Here is a 22,396-nt window from a genome sequence, read left to right on the forward strand (position 1 = left end):
ATGCCAACCAAGCACAACTTAATAGATATAAAGATAGAAATAGTGCTAGAATAGGGGTAACTGGAAAAATAGTTCGAAAGTGGGGAAATGACTTTGACAGAGATTTGTATGATACGCCACGGAGAAACAAATTGGAATAAAGAAAAAAGAATTCAAGGCAAGACAGATATCCCTTTAAATGAAACGGGAAAATCGCAAGCGGGAGTTTGCTGCGCGGCTGCAATGCAATTTGAACCGACTGTATTAATTACCAGTCCCTTAGCTCGTGCAAAGGTAACAGCAGAAATTATTAATCAGAAACTGCAGCTGCCGCTTCATGAAATGAGGGCTTTTGTAGAGCGGTCTTATGGAGATGCGGAGGGGATGACGATAGAGGATAGAAATCGTTATTTCCCTGATCGTGAGGCTATCCCGAATGTGGAGACGTTTGAAGATTTAAAGCAGAGAGGGATAAAAGGATTAGAGGAAGTGTGCGTGAGATATCCGGACGAACGTGTTCTTATCGTTTCCCATGGCGCATTAATCAATAGTCTGTTGTCTGTGATTTCAAAAGGAGAGCTGGGTACAGGGGTTACCTTTCTCCAAAATACATCGATTACAAAATTTACTTGTGAAAAAGGGGAATGGCGTGTGGTTGATTATAATAATACAGACCATCTTACGCCTGTAAATGAGTAATCATTGCGATAAAAAACGTATCAATTTAAAATAGAGAGATGTTCAAAAAAGGGGGGATATGGATGAAAATGAATTTTGTGAAGGTAGAGGTGCTGATTGCAGAGGAATATATCAGCAGTTTGCGGGAGCAGCTTCATGAACATGGGTTTCTGCACTACGGCAATCAGGATAACGTACTTTCTTATACAAAATACAATCACTATTCCCGTCCTTTGGAGTTAGCTTCTTTGGAAATGGCTTTGCCGATAGAAAGCGAATTTTTTCAAACTCTCTATAAGGCGGAGTTTCGTTGTATGATTCACCAGATTGAAAAGGTAAAGAAAATCATCCATGATATCCACCCGAGTGATTATCCTGTTATGTATTTTATTCCTATCCTTGAGTAGTTAAAAGCAGCCATATCTAGATCAGATACGGCTGCTTTTTATATACATTTAATGCTTTCAATGCTGACCTCTATTATCTATACACAATTCCGCCATCTGTGATAATAGCTTGTCCGGTAATATAGTCGGAATCATCTGAAGCTAAGAAGGATACAAGGTTAGCGACATCCTCCGGCTCTTGAGAACGACCTAAGGAGATGCCGTCAACAAATTGCTTATAAGCGTCTCCACGTTCCATATTGTCATAGTATTTCACCATTTCTTCATCGATACGATCCCACATTGCTGTACCTGCAACACCTGGGCAGTATGCATTGACACGAATGTTATATGGTGCAAGCTCTTTTGAAGCGGAATGCGTGAAAGAACGGACCGCGTGTTTAGTTGCAGAGTAAGTACCCAGCATTTCATAGGATTCATGCCCGGCGATACTGCATGCATTAATGACTTTCCCTTTTGTATCCTGTTTAATAAATTGATCCGCAGCAGCCTGTGTACCAAATACTGTACCATTTACGTTTACTGAAAATGTTTTATTCAGCTGATTTTCGTCAATTTCAAGGAATGGAGAAACAACATCAACTCCAGCATTGTTCACAAAAACATCCAGCTGTCCAAAAGCATCTACAGCTTCTTTGACAAGATTAAATTGGTCCTCTCGTTTAGACACATCTCCGACAACGGCAATGGAATCTACACCGGCATCTTTAAATTCTTTTAATGTACTGTCCAGCATCTCTTTATTAATATCATGCAGAACGATTTTGAAACCATCTTCACCAAGACGTTTTGCGATACCTTTTCCTAAACCGCCTGCAGAACCTGTAATAATTGCCACTTTTGACATAGAAAAGACCTCCAAATAAATTTACTTTAAATAATTAGATGTAGTTTTTTGCATCTAGTTATACTATTCCTCTTTTAAGGAGTTTAAAACATGCATAATTAGAAAAAGTTTTTGGGAAATCTTTAGAAAGATGTTTCCTTTTAAGAGGTAATTTTTCAGTGATTATTTATACACCTAAAATGTAACGATAAATTGAAGTTTAAAAGCTGCAAACTTTGAAATAATAAAACAAAAGCGTATGCTTAAGGTAGAAAGAAGGAGGAAGTAAGTATGACAACATTAGCAGGTAAAGTTGCAATTGTAACTGGAGGCGCTTCAGGAATTGGCTATGCGATGGTACAGAACTTGCTGGAAGCTGGGGCAAAAGTAGGTGTAGCGGATTTAAATGAAGAAAAGCTGAAAGAGCTGGAACAGCAGCATAAAGGGGAGCTGCTTGGTGTCGTCACCAATGTAACCAAAGAAGAGGATATTAAAAACCTTGTTAACAAGACGGTAGAAGCATTTGGCGGATTGGATATAGCTTTTAATGTAGCTGGTGCATCGAAATCAGGAGCAATTATTGATCAGCCGGAGGAGGATTGGAATTTCACTGTTGACTTGTGTTTAAAAGGTGTCTTCCTATCTTTAAAACATGAAGCAAAATATATGAAAGAGCATGGCGGTGGAGCAATTGTCAATGTTTCATCTTTAAACGCGCATGTTCCAATGCATTACGGAGCAGCTTATTCCTCTGCGAAAGCTGGTGTGGAGATGCTTACAAAAAATGCTGCGCTTGAAATGTCCAAGCACAATATTCGTGTCAATGCCATTCTGCCTGGGCTTGTATCGACGCCGTTAACCTCCGGCTTAACAGACGTTGATGCAATCAATGAAGCTTATTTGGAGCGTATCCCAATGGAAAGAGCCGGGGACCCGAAAGAAATAGCAGGTCCAGCGTTGTTCCTTGTCAGCGAGGAAGCCTCCTACGTGAATGGAGCCAGCTTACTTGTAGATGGTGGCTGGGCAGTGACAGGTTATCCGGATTTAAGCAAATTTATCACGGAGAACCGTCCGTAAAACTCCCGCCTCAAAATAAAGCGTAAAAATAAATTTATTTAGGCGGGAGATAACGGACGCTAACTCCCTGAATCACTCGACTAACACTCAGTGGGGAACTAAGGAAACAGACTAAGTTCGCGACGTCTGCACTAGCACATCCTGGGACTGCGATTACTCGCCCCATCGGAAACATTTGTGCGTCGAAAAACTCCCACTGAGTGAAGTTTCGTTTTATGTAACCAAAGCTGTTATTTTGAAAATGGGTTATCACCCAGCCTTTAAATAACAACCTCAGTTACACTTATACAGGGGTAAGTTTAAACTTACCCCTGTATAAAAATAGAAACAAAAGAGCTGCTCGTTTTACCCTTACATTAATTTTCAAGCGATTTTCGGAGTTCGTTTACGTCCTTAAGCTCGAGACCTGTTAATTCGGATATTTCTTCATCTGAATAGTTCCTGTCTAAAAGCTTTTTGGCAAAATTCCGTTCCGCTTCCTCCATGCCTTTCTCCATGCCTTTCTCCATGCCTTTTTCTAAGCCCTTTTTTGTCGCCTCTTCCTCGATTTCTCTAAACAGTCTTCCAAACGTCGGGGTATCTCTCAATTTTTCCATTCCCATGAATTTTCCTTCCTCCTTTTCGTTTTCTGCGATTGGTAATGATTCATACAGCTTTTCCTGTAATTCCGCTGGGACCTGCAGGATATAATCGATAAAATACAATAGGGCTGACAGATAGGTGTCACGGTGCGAATATTTTTCGAGTGCCATACTGATAAGCTGCTGTTTAAATTGGAACTTTTCTTCGTCGTCTTTCTTTGTTCTGCCGGCGTTTTCACTAACATAGATTCCTGCAAGTACCGCTAAAGCGAATGGATTATCAGATTTTTTCAGCTTCTCCTTATCTTTTCCGTAAAAACGATAGACATTGTATAAATAAGTTAATTCTGTTCCGTAGAAAGAATAACGAAACGTATCTTCATAATGCTGATGACTTGCATCCGTCAAGAGGGCGATGGAATAAATCGGATGCTTATATTTGTCATAGATTCGATAAAAGTACTTAAACATGCGTTCAGCAAAGTCTTGCTCTCCAATAGCCTGCACTTCAATATGGACGAAGACGTATTTTTCTTCCCCGTTCTTCAGCGTCACTTTGGCTAACCTATCTGAATATTTTCTGCCTTTTCTTGAATTAATTACAAATTGAAGAAGTTCTATATTCGGGAAATCTGCTCCTTTTTCAAAATCAATTTCCGGGTATAACTCGGGTGCGAAAAATTCCATAAATTCTTGAAACAGTTCTTCAATCAAATTTTTCCAAAGCCCGTCATAATCCGTATCCTTTGCATCGTAGCTGTCGGTATTTTCTTTTACTGTGGTTATCATTATTTTATCACACCCCCAGGTAATATTAAATTTGCTTTTAATCATAGCGGCTATGAGTGGGGGATGCAAAACGGTAAAATAGGATTTCCTGCGTGAAAATCTGCTGTATAAATGACGTTTTAACTTAGGTTTGTGCCTTTTTCAATGACAATAGGATGTTCATATTGCATTTTTTATGTTTTTTTATACAGAACGAAAAATGATCATTTAAGGCTCTTCACCAAAATCTATGGGTGACATAGTAGATATAAATTTGCTGTAAGCGACCGCTACGGAAATACACTACGCTTTCCATGAGCCCCAAGCTCATCTCCTTTAAAGAAGACTTGCTGATTGGCAAGCCGTCAGGCGCAGACAGAAGCATAGTCGCACTTATGCCCTGCGGGTAGAAAAAAAGAAGTTCGCTTTTTTTCTGCGGGGTCTTCCCACTGGGACTGGGACAGCGATTACTCGTCCCATCGAAGAGCTTTTGCGATTACTCGCCCCACCGAAGACCATTGCGCTTTCCCATAGGAGTCTCCGTGTATTTTCTCCGCTAGCTAGTTGCTTTTATCACATTTAATTATATTTTCCAACCATAGATTTTGGTGTTGATCCTTATTTAATCGTTTGTTCTTGGTGTGAAAATGGACAAGTTTCGATGTTATCGTACAATGGAAGAAGCTTAGTGAAAGAGTTTGACTTTCCCTGAATTCAACAAGGCTTACTTATTTCCGTAATAATTCTTGCCATTTCATCCGGTGACTCCTTCATTCCATTTTCCAGCCAGTATTCAATTACCGTAATACTCCCGCTGATAGAATAGATTGTCATATACTTTGCAGCGGTTTCGCTCATTTTATGTTCTGGTCCGTTAAAGTCATTCATAATATGCGTTTGTGCGGCGAACATGACTTTATGTGTGAATCTTTTATTGCCGTGTTCGCTGAACAGAATCCGAAAATGCTCATGACGGCTGTACACATATTTGAGTAAATAATTTAACATCGCCAGCGCTTCTTTTTCCTGCGTGTAGTCATACTGAAGCAGTGCCTGATTTAATTCATCGATAATTTCGTCCTCAATATTGGTCAGTAAATCATATTGATCGGCATAGTGGCTGTAAAATGTGGAACGGTTGATATCAGCCTGCTCACAAATTTCTTTAATTGTAATCGAAGAAATTGGTTTTTCTTTTAAAAGCTCCATCAGCCCATTTTTAAGAGCCATCCTTGTATAACGTTTTCTGCGATCTAGTTTTTGTGCCATGATAAATAAGCTCCTTTTATGAACAAAATATGAAATTCTATCTGTTATCCAACAGATAATGATTATTTGTTGCGAAACGTACATATTTTAAACAACTGTTTGTTGTCTAACTGACAGTGTGTAGTTATAATAATAGATTATATGAATGAAATCAGCAAGGTAATGGGGAATGACAGTGGCAAATTTAATTATTCGTTTTAAAAAGACAGTGGTAACACTTTTTATCATACTTATGATCCTTTCTTTAGCGGGGATTCTGTTTGTTGATGTGAATTACAATATGCAGGATTATTTACCGGATGATGCAGAATCTACGCAGGCTTTAGAGGTGATGGAGGAGGAATTTTCAAGCGGTATTGCAAATGCCAGGGTCATGATAGGAGATGTCTCGATTCAGGAAGCGATGGAGTATAAACATGCTCTGGAAGAGATAAATGGGATTACAGAGGTTCTCTGGCTGGATGATGTTGTTGATATTCGGACACCGATTGAAGTAACTGACACGGATACAGTGGAGACATACTATAAGGATGAAAATGCCCTTTTTTCTGTCACGATTGCCAATGAAAAAGAGGTAGAGGCCACCAATGCTATTTATGACTTGATTGGTGAGGGAAATGCCGTTTCCGGGGAGGCTGTCAATACAGCAACAGAACAGGAAATGACAGGGACAGAGAGCATGTACGCGGCGGCCTTGCTTGTTCCAATTATTATCATTATTCTTATCTTGTCTACCAGCTCATGGGTGGAGCCGGTATTTTTCCTGACAGCCATTGGGGTATCTGTATTAATTAACCTGGGGACGAACATATTTATCGGCGAGATTTCTTTTGTTACCCAAGCGGTTGCACCAATATTGCAGCTTGCAGTCTCCTTGGATTATGCTATTTTTCTTCTGCATAGCTTTCAGGATTACAGGAATAAAAATTACAAACCGGAAGAAGCAATGAAATCAGCTATTAAAGAATCATGGCCGGTTATCAGCACAAGTGCTTTTACAACTATTTTTGGCTTTATGGCATTGATGTTTATGCGTTTTGAGATTGGTTCCGATCTGGGGTTGAACTTAGTTAAAGGAATTATTTTAAGCTTTATCAGTGTGATTGTCTTTCTGCCAGCCTTTACACTTGTGTTTTATCGCTGGATTGACCGGACGCAGCATCGTGCGTTTGTTCCGACTCGTTTTGAGGGAGTCGGGAAGAAGCTCTTGAAATTAAGACTTCCTGTTCTTATTCTGGTGCTGCTGCTTCTTGTTCCCAGCTTTATGGCGCAGAGCAGCACGACCTTTACCTACGGGATGGGAGAACCGCCGGAGGATACCCGGCTAGGAACTGATGTGAGACAGATTGAAGAAGTTTTTGGAGAATCGACTTCCGTTGTGTTGCTTATTCCTAATAATGATATAGGGAAAGAGGAGGAAATGGTTCAGGTCCTGGACAATGTAAATCATGTTTCCTCGGTTATCAGCTATGCAACCATGGTCGGCAGTGTTATTCCGCAGGACTTTTTAGAGGAAGAGGCGACAGAGCAATTTCTTTCCGATCATTACAGCCGGATTATTATTAATACGGAAGCTGGAACAGAAGGAGACCTTCCTTTTGCAGTGATAGAAGATATACGGGAAATTGCTTCCGCTTATTATGGAGAGGAGGCGCTGACCTTAGGTGAAAGTGCGTCTCTGTATGATATGAAGAATATTGTGTCCCAGGATAATCAGCTTGTAAATATTTTAACCATTCTTGGGGTAGGGATTGTGATTTTGGTTAATTTCCGATCGATTTCTTTCCCGATTATTTTACTACTGGTTATCCAAGCAGCCGTATGGATAAACTTAGCTATTCCTTATTTTACAGGAACACCGCTTGTCTTTATCGGTTATTTAATTGTCAGTACGGTTCAGCTGGCAGCAACGGTGGATTATGCCATATTATTAACGGAGACATATAAAAATTACAGAAGATATATGCCGAAATGGAAGGCAATAAAAATGACATTGGATGATAAGATTTTCTCCATTGCTGTTTCTGCATCGATTCTATCCATCGTCGGATTTGTTTTATGGATGACATCATCTAATCCGGTTGTCGGGTCTATCGGCTTGCTGCTGGGGAGAGGTGCGCTCTTGGCATTTATTCTGGTTATCACCTTACTGCCTGCATTGCTTGTATATGGGGATACATTGCTTCAAAAGACATCATTAGGAATGAAGTTTCGCAAGGAGGAAAAACATGAGGACAACAATTAAATGGATCTGGCTCGCTTTAGCTCTGTTCTTTATTCCGTTTATGAATACAGCTCTTGCAGAGGGGGCTTCTGAGGATTCTGCGTCTGAGGGAGATGCGGAAATTGAGGAAAAGAACGAGGTTATTTATGCGAATTTAGAAGCAGGCGGCGCATTAGAAAATATCTATGTCGTAAATGCGTTTGAATTGAATAAATCAGGTGTTATTGAGGATTTCGGAAACTATGAATCTATCAAGAATTTAACAGATACGAGTGAAATAGAACAGGACGGAGATACAATCCGTATGGACGCGGCTTCAGATACGTTTTATTATCAAGGAGACCTTTCCAAAGAGCTGCCCTGGAAATTCACCATCTCCTATTATTTAGACGGGGAAGAAGTAGATCCGCAAACGGTTATTGGGGAATCCGGACAGGTAGAAATCGAAATAAAGGTAGAAGAGAATGCAGAAACAGAAACTGCTTTCTTTGATAACTATATGCTGCAAATATCACAGGCGCTGAATACCGATTACTTTTATAATATTGAAGCGGAGGATGCAACGATAGCCAATGCCGGGAAAAATAGGCAGGTGGCATTTACGGTGATGCCGGGAGAAGAAGAGACGCTGACGATTCAAGCAGATACCGATCAATTTGAATTAGAAGGAATGGAAATCTCCGGCCTGCCGTCTTCTGTTTCTGTAGACGGTCCGGATACAGATGCGCTCACAGAGGAGTTTCAGAGCTTAACCGATGCCATTGGTGAAATCAACCAGGGAGTAGGTGAGCTTGGTGATGGAATCAGCGGGCTGTCTGGCGGATTAAGTGAATTAGAGAATGGGTCTTCTGAATTTCAGAACGGTTTAAATGAGTTAAATAATTCCAGCGGTGAATTAACAGGTGCATCGGAAGAAATCAATAATGCTTTTCAAACCGTACAGGAAGAAGTTGGCCAAATTACAGGGATAGATGGAATAGAGCAGTTAAGCGGGATGACAGAAGCTGCATCAGATATGGCTGCAGGAATGGAAGCATTGGCTGACGAATTAGATTCGCTGTCAACAGGCTATGGAGATGCGAAAGAAGCATTGCAGACAGCTATGGAGGGCATCCCAGAAGCCACCTTAACAGAAGAGGATTTTCAAGCATTATATGATAGTGAAGCAGTAGATCCGGCGGTTGTTGATGAATTAGTTGGCACCTATGAAGCTGCCCAAGGTGCATTAGCTGTCTACTATGAATCCGTAGAATCATTTGATGCGGTGGAGCCGGCATTATCTGAATTTCAAACTTCTGCCAGTGACATTGCCAGCAATATCCGTACGTTTTCCGATGAATTAGAGCAATCTGTCGGCCAAATTGATATCGATGAAGGACTGGATGAATTTATTACAAGTGTAGATACCATGGCTGAAAATTATAATCAGTTCCATGAAGGTCTGGTTTCTTATACCAATGGCGTAAATGAGCTCAGTACTTCCTATGCTGATATTCATAATGGAATTAGTGAATCGGCATCCGGTTCCAATGAACTTGCGAACGGAGCAGATGAATTACAGGATGGAACCAGTGAATTATATGATGCCACTGAAAGTATCCCTGATGAGATGCAGGAAGAAATTGATGAGATGATTTCACAATATGATAAATCTGATTTTGATCCTGTATCCTTCGTATCGGGAGAAAATGATGAGATCACAAATTCTGTTCAATTTGTGATTCAAACAGACAGTATTCAGCCGGAAGAGGATACCGAAGAGACAGAAGAAGAGGAAGAGAACGAAGGGTTTTGGGATAGGTTATTGAATTTGTTTTAAGAGGATTTCAATATTTTAATGATAAAGAAACCGCATGAAATGACTCATGCGGTTTTTTCCTTCCGCTGCAACAGAACAGCTGCAATGACAATCATCCCTTTAAATGCATCCCGCAGTAATGGAGGAACCCCGAAGAGATTGAGCAGGTTGTTCAGCACAGCAATAATCAACATTCCATAAACCGTTCCGAGGATAAATCCTCTTCCGCCCATCATACTTGTACCTCCGACAACAGCGGCAGCGATAGCGTCCATTTCCATTCCCCGTCCTGAACCGGCAAAATCCATCGAGCCGATTCGAGAAACTTGAATGATTGCAGCAATGGCTACAAGTATTCCGGAAAGCGCATAAACCCGGTACTTAACCTGCTTCACGTTAATTCCGGATAGTCTGGCAGCTCTTTCATTGGAGCCAACCGCAATAATCTGCCGGCCAAAGATGGTGCGCTTGGAAATATAATACATAACAGCAGCAATCAAAATCCAGTAGATGATGGGCATAATCATATAGTTCCCGATTTTGAAATTGGCAATTTGTAAAAATTCTGGCGGTACACGCGGTGCAGCTCCTTGCATGAAATGCTGTGTGACACTGCGGAAGACCATCATCGCTCCTAAGGTGGCTATAAAAGGAGGAACCATTCCCCGTGTAACAGTTACGCCAATTAAGGAACCAAGCAAATATCCAAAAAGAATCACAACAATGATTGTAATGAAAATAGCTGTCCAGCCTGTGATTCCAATCGCATTAAAAAAACCGTTTGCTCCAATATCAAGCAATGTCATTGTCAATGCGCCAGTTGCTACAAGCGTTGCACCAACAGCTAAATCGATTCCGCCTGTCATAATAACAAACGTCATTCCCAGTGCGACAATTGCTACACTGGCATTGTTTCGTAAAATATTGATCCAGTTATTAGTCCAAGACGTAAACCATTCTCCAAATGAAGGATAATCAAAGCCTAATACAATCGTTTGTAAGATAACCATTACGATGAACGCAATAAAAATACTAAACAATGGACTAGTAGACCATCGATTCTTGAACCAAAGGATAAACTGGTGAAAGTAATTGATATTTTTCTCTGTCAAAAGGTACACCCCTTTTCGATCCCGGATAAAAAGAAGCTGCAACCTGCGGGATACCTGTTACTTATCGCCTAAGTGATGGCGGACAGTCCATTAAGACGTTGAAATAAAAGCATCTCCGCCTGTAGCCAGCTCCATTATTGCTTGTTCGTTCATTGCTTCTCCTTTTAATTCTCCTTGCAGCTGTCCGTGGTACATGACATACGTCCGATTGCAAAGCCTTAATATTTCATTTGCTTCACTGGAAAGAATAATAACCCCAATCCCTTCATCAGCTAAACGAAGGATAATATCATAGATATCTTCCTTCGCTCCAACATCTACCCCTTGTGTCGGGTTATCTAAAATCAAAATACGGGGATCTGTGGAAAGCCATTTAGCTAAAACGACCTTCTGCTGATTTCCTCCAGAGAGATTCAGAATACTGTTTGAGGAATCAGTCATCCGTATCTTCAGCTGTTTTTGAAGTGCAGCCAGCTTCTCTTGATGGATGGAATGCTGGATGATTCCCCATTTGGCATGTCTCTTCCAAGAAGCAATGGCGCTATTTTCGAGAATGTTCATATCTTTAATAATGGCGTTTTCCTTTCTGTTTCTTGGAAGGTAGGAAATTCCGTTTTTAACAGCGTCCATCGTGGTATGGATATTAATTTCTTTGCCGTAAAGGAACAGCTTGCCCGATGAAATATCATTTGCGCCAAAAATGGATTGAAACAGCTCACTGCGTCCGTCCCCTAAAAGACCGGTGAATCCGACAACCTCTCCCTGATGAATGGAAAAAGTAATATCGGAAAAAGCAGCATTATACGTAAATTTTTCTGCACGCAGGATTTCTTCACCGCGGTCACGCTGCTGGACCAGTTGATCTGTCCGGACATCATAGCCGACCATAAAGCGGGCAAGCTCCTTTGTGGTTACATCACTGACCTGTCCTTCAGAAACAAGCCTGCCATCCCGGAGTACGGCATATGTGTCACAAGCCTCAATGACTTCTTTTAACTTATGAGAGATAAAAATAATGCCAACCTGTTGATCGCGTAAACGCCGCATCATCGTAAATACACGTTCGATTTCAGAATCGGTAAGCGATGTTGTTGGTTCATCCATGATAATGACAGAAGCATTCATCGAAATCGCGCGACAGATTTCAATAATTTGTTTATAGGAAGAATCTAACTCTTTGACCAGCATGCGGGGGTCAAGGTCTACATGCATGCGTTCAAATATCTCCTTTGTTTCTTGAATCATTTTTTGATGCTGTACGCGCTTGAATCCCTTTTTATAATCTCTTTCTAAAAACATATTTTCATAGATGGGCAGATCATTAATTAAGTTCAGCTCCTGATGGATAAAAGAAATTCCCATATTAATAGATTGCTCCGGACCGGTCAGATTTACCTCGGCCCCGTTTATATAAAGCTTGCCTTTATCAGGCTGATGAATACCGCCTAAGATGTTCATCAGGGTTGATTTCCCCGCTCCATTTTCTCCAAGCAATGCACAAATTTCTCCTGCTTTAATAGAAAGGGAAACGTCTTTTAGAACATGATTTTTGCCAAAGGACTTTTGGATATTTCTTAACTCCACAAGCATGTCATCACCTCTGAGAAATGGATGGAAAGGGAGCAGACTTTCCTGCTCCCCTCTGCTTAATATGGTGAATTTTCATCTAAGAATTCTTCGTAGTTATCCCGGTCAACGACAGTAGTTGGAATGATGGTTTCTTCCTCCACGTCTTCTCCGTTGAGCACGTCTATCGCAATGTCAACAGCATCTTTTACCATAACAGGGCTGTATAATGCGGATTGAATCCAGATATCTTCGTTTTCTGGCATCATTTCAAAATATTCCTGCATGCCACCGCCGCCTGTGACGACTTGAATGTCTGTTCTTCCAGCTTCTTGAATAGCTTGTAAGACACCGACAGAGGTTTCATCATCAATCGAATAAACGGCATCAATATCCTCAACAGAAGTCAGAACATCAGCGAAGTCAGCTAAACCATCCTCTCTGGTGAATTCTGTTGCATACGTCATCAGATTCATATCTGGAGCAATTTCTGCCATGGTTTCCTCGAAGCCTTTGGTCCGTAACTCGGATACAGAACCGGACGAAGGCACTTCCAGTACAACAACATTCCCTTCCTCACCAATTTTATCTACAATGTAATTCGCTCCCTGGATACCCATATCTTCATTATCACCTGCAACGCGGTAAACTCCTTCTACATCAATCGCGATGTCAAAGTTAACCACGGTTATACCACTGTCAATGGCATTTTGAATCGGGACTTCCATGCCCTCCCATTGAGGAAAAGCAACAATGGCGTCAGCTCCCCATGTCATTAAATCATCTAATTGGGAAGTCATTTGTTCCGCGTTACTGCTGGTTTGAATTTGATAATCTACTTGATCTCCTAATTCTTTTACGCGTTCTTCAGCGTGGTAAGCAACTGCCGCAACCCAGCCATGCGTCACTTCTGGCGCAAGTATGCCAATTTTATAGTGTTCTTCAGTGTCCTCGCTGCCATTTCCGCTGTCCGCATTATTCTCCTCTGAAGCCTTACCAGAATCATTTCCACCGCCGCAAGCAGCCAACAAAAGCATGAGGACAGCAATCATTAAAAAGCCAAAACTTTTTTTCTTCATCGTATTGTAAACCTCCCCGATTTTTAGTGAATCTTATAAAATAGACTGGCTCTGCACAGAATAACCGTTTGCAATTAGCATACGAGGTAATGATGGAAATAAATAAAATAGATGGGGAAAACGCCTCCTTTCCTTCCTATGAGAGATAAATCAGCTGCTTTCATGAAATCCATTACATCCTTTCCTCGTTTTGCTGGAGAATTTCTTCAAGCAGTCGTAATGATTTTAATGCATCTTCTCCGCTGACAATGGGCTTTTTTTCTTCTTGAATGCAATGGATAAAGGCATCGATTACGCCGGAGTTTGTTTGATTCGTATTGGTTTGAATTCCTTCTAATGCATAGTAAATGTTTTCACCGTTTTTCTTTTCAATAAGAAGTGGATAGTGTTTATCCTGGTATATTTTCATAATTCCTTCCTGGCAGTAAATCGTTGTAGAGTTATTTTCTTCCCCGTAATAGGTCCAAGAGAAAGTGGCAGTACCGATGCTTCCTCCAGCAGTTTTTAAAATACAGACGACATTGTCATTTACTTCGATAGGCTGACCGTTTTCATCTGTTTTATCTAAGGTGGCCGTATAGGAATGGAGATTTGTAATATCGTCATCCAACAGATAGAAGAGCAGGTCCAGCTTATGAATGCCTAAATCTCCTGCAGCCCCTGAATGAGAACGGTCTTTTTTAAAAAACCAGGTTTCTTTTGATTTGGTTGCTCCCCAATCTTCGGGGCCGCTGTGCCCAAAGGTTGTCTGAAAGGAGAGAATCTCGCCAAGCTCTTTCGCTCGAAGGATTTCACGTGCTTTTTGATGTGCTTTTGTAAAGCGTTGGTTGTGGTCCACCATTAATAGCTTTCCGGTTTCCTTCGCAGTACGTACCATTTTTTCTGCCTGTTCCACAGTGGCGGAAATTGGTTTTTCACAAAGAACATGCTTACCGGCTTGTAAAGCTTTTGTTGTATGAAAATAATGTGCTTCATTGGAAGAGCAATCACTAATGGCATCAATGGTCGAATCTTGAAGCAATGCCTCCAGTGACGAAGCGGTTCTGCCGCCAAATAATTGCTTCATTTCCTCTGCGCGTTCAGGATTTCTGTCATAGAAAACAATCTCTTTTACGGATGGATTGGCTCTATACTCGGGAGCATGCCTGAAGCGTGTAATCGAGCCGCAGCCAATAATTCCTACAATCATTTAGATCCCTCCTAACCCAATGTTGATTCTCGAATAATCAACTCATAATCCATGATGACATTTTCAACAGGCAGCCCTTGAATCCGGTCAATGACCATTTTTGCGGAACGATAGCCCATTTGATATTTTGGCTGAGAAACTGTTGTCAGGGCAGGTGTGGTCATACTGGAAAAAGCAATATTGTCAAATCCGATAATCGCCATCTCTTGAGGGACCTTAATGCCCTGAGCATGTAATTCTTTGATAGCGCCAATCGCTAAAGTGTCTGAAATAATAAATACAGCAGTTGGCCGGTTTTTAGAACGCAGCATTTGCCGCATGGCTTCTACACCGTCCTGGAAGCTGAGTCCGTCAGTGTAATGGATCCATTCGTCACAAATAGGCAATTGAAATTCGTTTAAGGCCTTCTCAAATCCGATGCGCCGCTGCTTTGCATAGAGCAGATTTTCATTGAAATTGATCAAGCCGATTTTTTTATTTCCCATCGTAATCAGATACTTTACCGCGCGATAAGCAGCCTCTGTATTATCAATTGCAATATAAGGGATATTGGCATCTTCATAATAATCACTGCAAAGCACGATAGAATGGGACTCAGAAAGCTCTTTCAGCTTATCAACATGAACGGTAGGATTCATGGAAATAATACCGTCCGCCAATTTATTACGAACCATATGAAGAAAGATATCTTCCCGCTGCAGGTTATCATCTGTTTCGCAAAGCAGAATATTATAGTTGTTTTCTATGGCATAATCCTCAATCCCATTAATGATTTCTGTGTAATAAGGGTTTGAGAACGTGTGAATAAGAACAAGAAGTAATCTGCTTTCCGAGTTTCGTAAATTCCTGCCAAGCATACTGGGAGCATAATTTAACTCCCGAATGGCTTTTTCAACCTTGTGTCGCGTTTTCTCAGAGACCTTGGATGTGTTATTTAGAACACGCGAAACCGTAGCAATGGAAACACCTGCCTGTTTTGCAACCTGATGTATATTTGCCATGGCACAACCTCTTTCAGAACAAATAATGTACAGTCGATGTAGAATTGAATAGAATGAAGAAGTTCTGATGTAAACGTTTTCTGTAAGCTATAGAATTAATATGCGAAGGTTTATAAATACATTCTAAAAAATTTGGAAGAGCAGCTTATTTTTATGAAAATACTCCTTTTTAGCGATGAAGATTCAAAAAGTGCAGGATAATTCTAAATATGAATGTGGAAATTGCTTGAAAGATGTAATGGATTTCATGATAATGGGCTATGAAAAAAGGGTTGGGGAAAATTACATAAAATATAAAATAACTGGTATATATAGAATTATTAGTAGATGAGTGAATAAACTTTTTTACTTTTAAATAGACTTTGTCCCTTGAAGTTTGTTAATTGACTCCATTATAAAAGTGGATTATTAAAAATATAATTATAATATTTTCCATATTTTAATTTTTAAATAAGAAATTTGTTATAATATACATAAGTGCTTTCGAATGTTTGTTTAGTAAAGAAGGAGGATATGTAGTGAAAAGGTATATTTTCTGGAGTCTCTGTTTAGTATTGGTTATTATAACGGGATGCAGTAATAAAGCAGAAGAAGCAGAAGCTGTAAAACCGGAAATTGAAATTCCTCCAAATGAAATAGAGTCTGAGGAATCGATAAGTAAAATAATGACAACAGATAAAAAAATAGCTTTAACGTTTAATGGAATGGCAGATGAAGAAACGATGACTAGTCTTTTGGAAAGATTGAATCAGCTTCAAATTCATGCCACTTTTTTTGTTCAGGGGGTAAAGATAGCTGAGGAACCAGAAATAGCAGAAATGATTTTAGAAAATGGACATACGATTCAAAATAACACTTTAAATCATATATTAGTTGAACCGATAGATTATGAAGAAGCTTATACGGAATTATATTTGACTAATAAAGTAATCCAAGAAAACTTAGATATTACTCCACAATTTGCAAGAAGCCGTTCTGGAGACACTTCCCCTTTTTTTGAAAGTGCTGCTGCACAGCTAGATATGCAGGTAGTTACTAATACAATCAATCCAAGGGACGGGGACATGCAAAGTGCAGAAGAAATTGCTGAATATGTGAGGGGTTTTATGAACAGAGGAGCCATTATTCAACTGAATACTTATCTGAATCCAGAGATTATTGATGCTGTTTCTTTAATTAAAAAAGATGCCGAAGAAGCGGGATATGAATTAACAACTTTGGAAGCCGTTGTGGAATCGGCTTATACTAATCCAAATAAGGAAATTGAAACAAATAAGTTAGCTGTTAATCAAGATTACGATCAGGCTTCCCCTCAGGTTATTGAAAACTTTCAAACCGATGAACAAGAAGTTGTTCTAACTTTCGATGACTGGGCAGGTGATGAAACGTTATCAATAATATTAGATATTCTAGATGATTATCAGATAAAGGCAACATTTTTTGTTATTGGAAAGGGAGTAGAAGCAAATCCTCAACTTGCACGTTTAATTATAGATAGAGGACATGAAGTGGCAAGCCATTCCTACAATCACCTTGTTGTAACAGAAATGAATTCCCTTGAATTACAGGAGGATTTAGTGAAGGCGGATCAAGTTATATCTAATGCGTTACAAGAAAAACCGAAGAATTATTTTCGCCCTGCCCAAGGGCTTTTAGATGATTCATCAGCAAATACAATTGCTGCAACCGGAATAGATTATATTGTCCTTTATGACATTGCTTCTCTCGATTGGGATTTGAACAGATCAGAAGACGAGATTTATAAACGTGTTGTAGATAATGTAGAATCCGGAAGTATTATTGGAATGCACATTTCAGATGAATCACATACAATCCGGGTGCTGCCTAGAATTATTGAAAATATACTAATGCGTGGATACACATTTAAGACTGTTTCGGAAATGATTGGAGATTGAAAAATTGGAAAGTAGGGGAGGGAGCTGTGTGAACAGCTACATTCATCAATGAAGAAAAAAGAAATATTAACAAATCCAAAAAAAGACCGTAGAATATTATCAAACGTTCCTGATCCAGATGGAATCAGGTTAAATCTAGATCGCCGTGGTTCAGATACAGAAATTGCAGAGCAAGATACGAATAAATTATATAAAGCAAGAATGGATGGACAACGTTATATAGCGGAATTTCCAGTAGTGATGAGAATAGGTAGAAAAAAGAAGACTTCAAACTGTGTAGATATATCTAACACCGGAATTTTAGTTCAACTGCCGAGCAGCACTGAAGATCTTGGTCTACAAAAAGGGGAACAAATAAAGTTAAAATTTCAAATACCCTCAGGTGCCATGCCTGAAGGGTTTGAAATGAGGGTGAATATTAAAGCAAAGCTTGTCCGGCAATTTCAAGAAGAAGAAAACAAAAAGGAACATTATTATGCTTTTGAATTTTTACAATCAATGGAAAGCTATCATCGGAGTAGGAGATGGGGGTTATCCATTGCTGTAGCCAGCATTCTTTTATTCTTCATGGCGCTAGTTGTTATGCTTATGCGTGCTGAAAGTATCATATATTTTCAGTTTAATAAAATTCTCTACGCATATAGCTTAGTAGCCGCAACATTTTTGCTATCTAGATATATTTTCGGAATGTTATATCGAAATGTTAAAGTAAACCCGGATTTTGAACCCGGAGTCTCAATTATCATTCCTGTATTCAATGAAGAAGAATGGATTCAGCGGACAATTACAACTTGTTTTGATCAGACATACCCTATTGATAAATTAGAAGTAATTATTGTTGATGATCAATCATCTGACCGTTCTATGGAAGAAATACGTAAAATAGTTTCTAAGATGTATCAAGAAGGGAAAAGATTTAAAACAAAGAACCGTTTAAAATTTGTTCAACTTCCGGAAAACGGTGGAAAAAGAGAGGCTCTTGTAGAAGGAGTAAAGATAGCAAAGCATGAACTAGTAGCTTTTGTTGACTCGGACAGCTTTTTGGAGCCAAATGCAATTCGAAACATTGTGCAGCCATTTCAAGATCCTAAAATGGGTGGCGTGGCAGGAAGAACCGAAGTAGAGAATAAATTCACTAATACGCTGACTAAATTACAAACCGTCAGATATTATATTGCATTTCGAATCATGAAGGCGGCAGAAGCAACCTTTGATTGTGTTACTTGCTTGTCAGGCCCCTTATCTTGCTATCGTAAAGAATTAGTTTTAAAGCATGCAGATGCTTGGTTAGACCAGCGCTTTTTAGGGCATCCTGCAACATTTGGAGACGACCGGAGCATGACTAATTTGATTTTGAAAACGCATCGAACAAGCTATCAGGATAGAGCAGTTTGTTCTACCATTGTTCCTTCAGAATTTAGCATGTTTTTAAAACAACAGATGCGCTGGAAAAGATCATGGCTGAGAGAAACATTAAGGGCGATGACCTTTATCTTTAAAAAAGAGCTATTTATGGTGCTGTTTTTCATAGTAGGCTTTATTGTTCCAGTATTAGCACCTATTATTGTGCTCTACAATCTTGTATATGTTCCGGTTGTTTATGGAGTATTCCCATTAACCTTCATAATTGGATTACTAGTGATGGCACTTATGCTTAGCTTTGCACACCTTCTTTTTCGACGAAGTAAACTGTGGTTTTTTGGTTTTGTGTTTGTCATGTACTATGAGTTTATTTTACTTTGGCAAATGCCAGTTGCATGGGTTACCTTCTGGAAATCGACATGGGGGACAAGAGATACGCCACAAGACGTATCAGCTAGGGAAAAGAAATTAGAAAAAAAACAAAAAAAAGCCCAATAATATAATGTGTCAAAGCCTAATGATAGATGGCAGTTATATACCGCCAAAAGTAAATAACTTTAGGGAGGTTGGCATATGCCGTCCCAATCAAATAAGAATAAATTGAATGTGCGAAGAAAAAATACGTTTAAACTGATTAAATCTTTATTTCAGTTTGTGGTAATTAGTTTACTTGCCGTTCTGTTGATACGTACACTTTTTATTACGGAAAGGTATGAAACTTTGTCTTCTGACACTATGGTAAATGAAGAAGGTTTTCTAGCTATCTCATATTTTGGAGTAGATCGAAGCGGCTCTACGCAGCATGTATCAAAAGAACAATTAGAGAAACAACTGACAGTTTTAAAAGAACAGGACTTTGAAACGATTTCTCTGCAGCAAATTCTAGAGTATTATCATGAGGGAAAACTTTTGCCAGAAAAGGCATTGTATCTATCGTTTGAAGACGGGCGGACAGATTCAAGTATTTTTTCTCAATCTTTATTGGAGGAACTGAATTATAAAGCAACGATGTATACCTACGCCAATAAATTTGAAGAGCGAGATACAAAGTTTTTAAAACCGAACGATTTAAAAACAATGATGAGAAGCGGCTACTGGGAACTTGGTACAAATGGTTATCAATTATCCTATATCAATACATTTAATGAGAATGGAGAGTCTTTGGGAGAATTAGATAATATACCAATTCCTGACCACCCAGATATTGAATATTATAATCATTACTTAATGGACTATCTTCGAGATGAATATATGATTCCAAAAGAGACGCGTAGAGAAATGGAAGAGAGAATTTTGAATCAGTATAATAAAATGCATGAATCTTATACGGAACATTTTAATGAAATTCCGAATGCTTATGCAATCATGCACGCGAATTCAATGTACAATAATATGGATCAATCTGTAGAATCAATCAATGAGAAAATGATAACAGATAATTTTTCTCTTCATTTTAATCGTGATTTAACCTCTTTCAATGGTCCAAAAACAGATATATATAATCTAAATCGACTGCAAGTAGCTCCTTGGTGGTCGACTAACCATCTTTTAATGAAAATACAAGAGGATTATGACTGGGGTATTCAATTTGAAAACGGTGATGAATCTATTGCAAACCTGTGGTCAATAAATGGTGGAGTTGGAGAATTTGTTGGAGAGAAGATTATATTAACTTCTCAACCGGAAAAAGAGGTAGTGGCTACTTTAAAAGAAGTATTACCTGAATCTTATCGTATTTCTATGAACCTTGAAGGGAATGTAATGGGAGAACAGACTTTTTATTTGTCTAATGACAATAAAGAGCTGAAATTTAGTTTAGAACAAAATAAACTATATATTTATCAGCGGAAATCAGATAAAGAAGAGGTACTGTTTGAAACAGATTTAAGCGGGATTAAATGGAATCAAGATGACTATGCATTTAATAAAGCCATGGTTTATACGTACGAAGACACACAACAAGGGTCTCGAGTAGATGATGATGAATATCCAGTTACTTTGCAGAATAATCGCCAAATAGTATTGGATGTTAATGAGCAGGAAATTACTGTTGAGATTGAGGGGAAAAATATGATGCAGATAGATTGGATAAACGAAGAAGGCTTAACACAATTTGCAGTTGGCGGTAAAATTGTAGATTTAAATACGCAGCATCAACAAAATACTGATACTATCTATGATTCGGTTGTTAATATGCTTCAAATAACTTCTGAAGATGATATAATTTATCAGGTTATACCGCCAGTAGAAAAAAAGCTGAAAAGAGATATAAAATATAAAACAGATGAGATAATCGACTTTTTCATAGAATATCTATAAATATAAATTTCAACTCGTGTTCTGTCGAATGCCAAATAGTTTAATAGTTTTTTAAAGGAGGGGTATGTATTTGCCGCTAAGAAACATAATTGTTGTTATAATTTTCATATTTATTATAGGAGGGTGTTCAGCAGCTGAGGAGGAAAAAGCTACACCTATGTTAAAACCGAGTGAAGGGGTAGATGACATTTCAGTTAAAACCTCTATTTGGATAGTAGACTGGGATGCTGAAAAGAGTCTGGATGATGTAAGTTCCTCTCTTTCAAATGTAGATAACATTATATTATTTGGAAATTATTTTGATGAAAATGAAAAGCTCTTTACTACACTAGAAGGCCAATATTTAATTGATGAATTACTGCAACAGCCGATAAGAGCGAATAAGCAGGTATATCTTTCACTGGTGAACGATCAGTTTTTAGAAGATGGCTCTACCATTCCAAAAAGTCCGGACCTTATAAAAAATTTGATGCAAAGTGAAGAAACGCGAAAAAAACATATAGAAGAAATTATGAACTATGCGGTAAGTATGCCTATAGATGGTGTCGAAATTGATTATGAAAAAATACCTGAGGAAAATATATCTTCATACCTGCAATTTTTAGAAGAATTATCAGAGCAACTCTCAGGAAAAGGATTAGCGTTAAGAGTGGTGCTTGAACCATCGTTCCCTGTTGAACAATATACTTTACCAGAGCATATAGATTATTCCATAATGACATATAACTTATATGGAATGCACAGTGGACCCGGCCCTAAAACTGATATAAATTTTTTAAAAAGTTTAGCTGACATGTGTTCAAATCAAGCAGCAAGTATAGAATTTGCATTGTCTACAGGAGGTTTCAGTTGGAAAGATGATCACGTTACTTCCCTAACTGAAAATGAAGTAGAAGATTTGATTAGTTTAAATAATGTAACACCGGTAAGAGATCATGCGAGCGGTTCCCTAACCTTTATTTATGAAGAGGAAAAACAAGAGGTGGAAGTATGGTATGCAGATGCTGAAACACTGACTGAATGGGCGAAAATATTGGCTGAGGAAGGAGAATATTATACTTTTTCTTTTTGGAGAGCCGGGGGGTTAAGTGAAGATACACTAAGGAGAATTAATCATCTTGAAGAAGTTTTAACTCAAATAAATAAAGAAGAAGCTTGATTACTAACTCTAAAAAAATTATTTAGAATAGATGAAAATAAGTAGAATCATAGCTGGGGAAAAGCGTTTTTGACTTAGCCTTGAAA

17 protein-coding genes are annotated in these 22,396 nt (G+C 38.9%); 9 read left to right on the forward strand and 8 right to left on the reverse strand.

Going from position 1 to position 22,396, the window contains the following annotated elements; genetic code table 11:
- Positions 1 to 87 precede the first annotated feature (87 nt).
- Positions 88 to 678: a histidine phosphatase family protein gene (locus ACZSMY_RS14615; protein ID WP_226894757.1), complete on the forward strand. Its 591-nt coding sequence runs from the start codon at positions 88 to 90 to the stop codon at positions 676 to 678.
- 62 nt (positions 679 to 740) lie between these two features.
- A complete protein-coding gene (locus tag ACZSMY_RS14620; protein ID WP_042531817.1) occupies positions 741 to 1,064 on the forward strand; it encodes a hypothetical protein in 324 nt (107 codons plus the stop codon).
- Between the two features lie 73 nt (positions 1,065 to 1,137).
- On the opposite strand, the gene ACZSMY_RS14625 is transcribed toward ACZSMY_RS14620, so the two are convergent.
- Entirely contained in the window at positions 1,138 to 1,911 is a 774-nt protein-coding gene (locus ACZSMY_RS14625) for an acetoin reductase (RefSeq protein WP_042531819.1), read from the reverse strand.
- Between the two features lie 270 nt (positions 1,912 to 2,181).
- Between ACZSMY_RS14625 and ACZSMY_RS14630 the strand changes: the two genes are divergently transcribed.
- Positions 2,182 to 2,967 (forward strand): SDR family NAD(P)-dependent oxidoreductase, encoded by a 786-nt coding sequence (locus ACZSMY_RS14630; protein WP_042531821.1) that lies wholly within the window; start codon positions 2,182 to 2,184, stop codon positions 2,965 to 2,967.
- Positions 2,968 to 3,323: 356 nt separating this feature from the next.
- Here ACZSMY_RS14630 and ACZSMY_RS14635 read toward each other — a convergent pair whose 3' ends face one another.
- Both ACZSMY_RS14635 and ACZSMY_RS14640 read right to left on the reverse strand, forming a co-directional pair.
- Positions 3,324 to 4,337 (reverse strand): Rpn family recombination-promoting nuclease/putative transposase, encoded by a 1,014-nt coding sequence (locus ACZSMY_RS14635; RefSeq protein ID WP_465147922.1) that lies wholly within the window; start codon positions 4,335 to 4,337, stop codon positions 3,324 to 3,326.
- A 693-nt stretch (positions 4,338 to 5,030) separates the two neighbouring features.
- Positions 5,031 to 5,585, reverse strand: coding sequence for a TetR/AcrR family transcriptional regulator (locus ACZSMY_RS14640; protein WP_042531824.1), 555 nt, complete (start codon positions 5,583 to 5,585; stop codon positions 5,031 to 5,033).
- A 169-nt stretch (positions 5,586 to 5,754) separates the two neighbouring features.
- On the opposite strand from ACZSMY_RS14640, the gene ACZSMY_RS14645 reads away from it, so the two are divergent.
- Together ACZSMY_RS14645 and ACZSMY_RS14650 are read left to right on the forward strand one after the other, a co-directional pair.
- A complete protein-coding gene (locus tag ACZSMY_RS14645; protein ID WP_175297030.1) occupies positions 5,755 to 7,830 on the forward strand; it encodes an efflux RND transporter permease subunit in 2,076 nt (691 codons plus the stop codon).
- Positions 7,814 to 9,628, forward strand: coding sequence for a methyl-accepting chemotaxis protein (locus ACZSMY_RS14650; RefSeq protein WP_042531828.1), 1,815 nt, complete (start codon positions 7,814 to 7,816; stop codon positions 9,626 to 9,628). The genes ACZSMY_RS14645 and ACZSMY_RS14650 overlap by 17 nt, the downstream gene beginning before the upstream one ends.
- A 44-nt stretch (positions 9,629 to 9,672) precedes the next feature.
- Here ACZSMY_RS14650 and ACZSMY_RS14655 read toward each other — a convergent pair whose 3' ends face one another.
- The 5 genes from ACZSMY_RS14655 to ACZSMY_RS14675 form a co-directional block, all read right to left on the reverse strand.
- On the reverse strand, positions 9,673 to 10,719 hold the full coding sequence (locus ACZSMY_RS14655) for an ABC transporter permease (protein WP_042531830.1): 1,047 nt from the start codon (positions 10,717 to 10,719) through the stop codon (positions 9,673 to 9,675).
- Positions 10,720 to 10,809: 90 nt separating this feature from the next.
- Entirely contained in the window at positions 10,810 to 12,309 is a 1,500-nt protein-coding gene (locus tag ACZSMY_RS14660) for a sugar ABC transporter ATP-binding protein (RefSeq protein ID WP_465147923.1), read from the reverse strand.
- Between the two features lie 56 nt (positions 12,310 to 12,365).
- Entirely contained in the window at positions 12,366 to 13,364 is a 999-nt protein-coding gene (locus ACZSMY_RS14665) for an ABC transporter substrate-binding protein (protein WP_455725290.1), read from the reverse strand.
- A gap of 172 nt (positions 13,365 to 13,536) precedes the next feature.
- Complete coding sequence (locus tag ACZSMY_RS14670) at positions 13,537 to 14,553, reverse strand: Gfo/Idh/MocA family protein (RefSeq protein ID WP_256705675.1); 1,017 nt, start codon at positions 14,551 to 14,553, stop codon at positions 13,537 to 13,539.
- Between the two features lie 11 nt (positions 14,554 to 14,564).
- Positions 14,565 to 15,554, reverse strand: coding sequence for a LacI family DNA-binding transcriptional regulator (locus ACZSMY_RS14675; RefSeq protein ID WP_465147924.1), 990 nt, complete (start codon positions 15,552 to 15,554; stop codon positions 14,565 to 14,567).
- A gap of 518 nt (positions 15,555 to 16,072) precedes the next feature.
- Between ACZSMY_RS14675 and ACZSMY_RS14680 the strand changes: the two genes are divergently transcribed.
- The 4 genes from ACZSMY_RS14680 to ACZSMY_RS14695 all read left to right on the forward strand — a co-directional run bounded on the left by ACZSMY_RS14680 (position 16,073) and on the right by ACZSMY_RS14695 (position 22,310).
- A complete protein-coding gene (locus ACZSMY_RS14680; RefSeq protein ID WP_341172540.1) occupies positions 16,073 to 17,470 on the forward strand; it encodes a polysaccharide deacetylase family protein in 1,398 nt (465 codons plus the stop codon).
- Positions 17,471 to 17,518: 48 nt separating this feature from the next.
- Entirely contained in the window at positions 17,519 to 19,330 is a 1,812-nt protein-coding gene (locus ACZSMY_RS14685) for a glycosyltransferase (protein ID WP_465147925.1), read from the forward strand.
- Positions 19,331 to 19,405: 75 nt separating this feature from the next.
- Positions 19,406 to 21,151: a polysaccharide deacetylase family protein gene (locus ACZSMY_RS14690; RefSeq protein WP_465147926.1), complete on the forward strand. Its 1,746-nt coding sequence runs from the start codon at positions 19,406 to 19,408 to the stop codon at positions 21,149 to 21,151.
- 70 nt (positions 21,152 to 21,221) lie between these two features.
- Positions 21,222 to 22,310 carry a glycosyl hydrolase family 18 protein gene (locus tag ACZSMY_RS14695; RefSeq protein WP_465147927.1) on the forward strand — a complete coding sequence of 363 codons (1,089 nt, stop codon included), beginning with the start codon at positions 21,222 to 21,224 and terminating at the stop codon, positions 22,308 to 22,310.
- Positions 22,311 to 22,396 lie beyond the last annotated feature (86 nt).

The sequence above is a fragment of the Oceanobacillus sp. B139/18 genome (genome assembly GCF_055524595.1).

Coding starts and splice junctions, on each gene's coding strand:
- ACZSMY_RS14690 (WP_465147926.1), top strand. CDS start 19,406: ATGCCGTCCCAATCAAATAAGAATAAATTGAATGTGCGAAGAAAAAAT.
- ACZSMY_RS14685 (WP_465147925.1), top strand. CDS start 17,519: ATGAAGAAAAAAGAAATATTAACAAATCCAAAAAAAGACCGTAGAATA.
- ACZSMY_RS14630 (WP_042531821.1), top strand. CDS start 2,182: ATGACAACATTAGCAGGTAAAGTTGCAATTGTAACTGGAGGCGCTTCA.
- ACZSMY_RS14625 (WP_042531819.1), bottom strand. CDS start 1,911: ATGTCAAAAGTGGCAATTATTACAGGTTCTGCAGGCGGTTTAGGAAAA.
- ACZSMY_RS14635 (WP_465147922.1), bottom strand. CDS start 4,337: ATGATAACCACAGTAAAAGAAAATACCGACAGCTACGATGCAAAGGAT.
- ACZSMY_RS14670 (WP_256705675.1), bottom strand. CDS start 14,553: ATGATTGTAGGAATTATTGGCTGCGGCTCGATTACACGCTTCAGGCAT.
- ACZSMY_RS14665 (WP_455725290.1), bottom strand. CDS start 13,364: ATGAAGAAAAAAAGTTTTGGCTTTTTAATGATTGCTGTCCTCATGCTT.
- ACZSMY_RS14645 (WP_175297030.1), top strand. CDS start 5,755: ATGACAGTGGCAAATTTAATTATTCGTTTTAAAAAGACAGTGGTAACA.
- ACZSMY_RS14660 (WP_465147923.1), bottom strand. CDS start 12,309: ATGCTTGTGGAGTTAAGAAATATCCAAAAGTCCTTTGGCAAAAATCAT.
- ACZSMY_RS14640 (WP_042531824.1), bottom strand. CDS start 5,585: ATGGCACAAAAACTAGATCGCAGAAAACGTTATACAAGGATGGCTCTT.
- ACZSMY_RS14650 (WP_042531828.1), top strand. CDS start 7,814: ATGAGGACAACAATTAAATGGATCTGGCTCGCTTTAGCTCTGTTCTTT.
- ACZSMY_RS14615 (WP_226894757.1), top strand. CDS start 88: ATGACTTTGACAGAGATTTGTATGATACGCCACGGAGAAACAAATTGG.
- ACZSMY_RS14675 (WP_465147924.1), bottom strand. CDS start 15,554: ATGGCAAATATACATCAGGTTGCAAAACAGGCAGGTGTTTCCATTGCT.
- ACZSMY_RS14620 (WP_042531817.1), top strand. CDS start 741: ATGAAAATGAATTTTGTGAAGGTAGAGGTGCTGATTGCAGAGGAATAT.